The sequence below is a fragment of the Myroides albus genome, assembly GCF_009711045.1.
In the GTDB taxonomy this organism is placed as follows: domain Bacteria; phylum Bacteroidota; class Bacteroidia; order Flavobacteriales; family Flavobacteriaceae; genus Flavobacterium; species Flavobacterium album_A.
Window position 1 is genome coordinate 1 of sequence record NZ_WMJX01000127.1, and the last position, 803, is coordinate 803.

Genomic DNA, 803 nt, shown 5'->3' on the forward strand with positions numbered 1-803 from the left:
AACCCGTTGGGTGTAATTAAATGATTTGATTTTTAATATTATTTATAGGTCTATCAAAAATGAATTTATTGACATATTGAACCAATGTCAAGGCTGTTATTTTGGCTAAAATTCTTGTTTTAAAACCTAAAAATGTTTTGGCATAATTGTTTCTGATTTTAAATTGATCACATAATTGCGAAAATAGCGTTTCTATTCGTTTTCTTGATTTTCTAAAGATATAAGGTTGTGGTTTGTAATCTTTTTGATTAATTCTTTTAGGTGTTTCTAATTTGATATTAGCTGTTTGAAATAAATCTAACTGAACATTTTGAGACAAGTAACCTCTGTCTCCAAGTAATACACAATCAGATAATTGATTTTTTACTGTTTTCAAAAAATGAATGTCATGAACTTCAGCTTTTGTAATATCTAAAGAATGAAAAATACCGCTCACAGAACAAACACCATGTAATTTATAACCATAAAACCAATTGTTTTGGGAAGCACAAAACCCTTTAGAAGGAGCAGTTTCAAAGTCGTTTTTACAGATTTTAATTCTTCGATGGCGGGAAAACTTACATATTTCTAAAGGCATGCTATCTACAATAAAGTAATCTTCGAATTCTAAAAAACGAGAAACTAATTTTATCCTAACTTCCTCTAAAAGTAAAAAAAGTTTTCGCCTTCTTTTATTGAATTGACTTCGCTCAAGTAAGTTTGGTATTTCTTGTTTATTAAGTTGTTTAAACAATGAGTTTTCACTGTCGATAGACATATATTCAGCAGTTAAACTCAATGCAATAACTTCTATATCAGTCATT

1 protein-coding gene is annotated in these 803 nt (G+C 28.3%); it reads right to left on the reverse strand.

What is annotated here, in order from left to right; genetic code table 11:
• Window positions 1-16 precede the first annotated feature (16 nt).
• A partial coding sequence (locus GJV76_RS15625) for an IS982 family transposase (protein ID WP_155093503.1) occupies window positions 17-803 on the reverse strand: 787 nt, incomplete at its 5' end.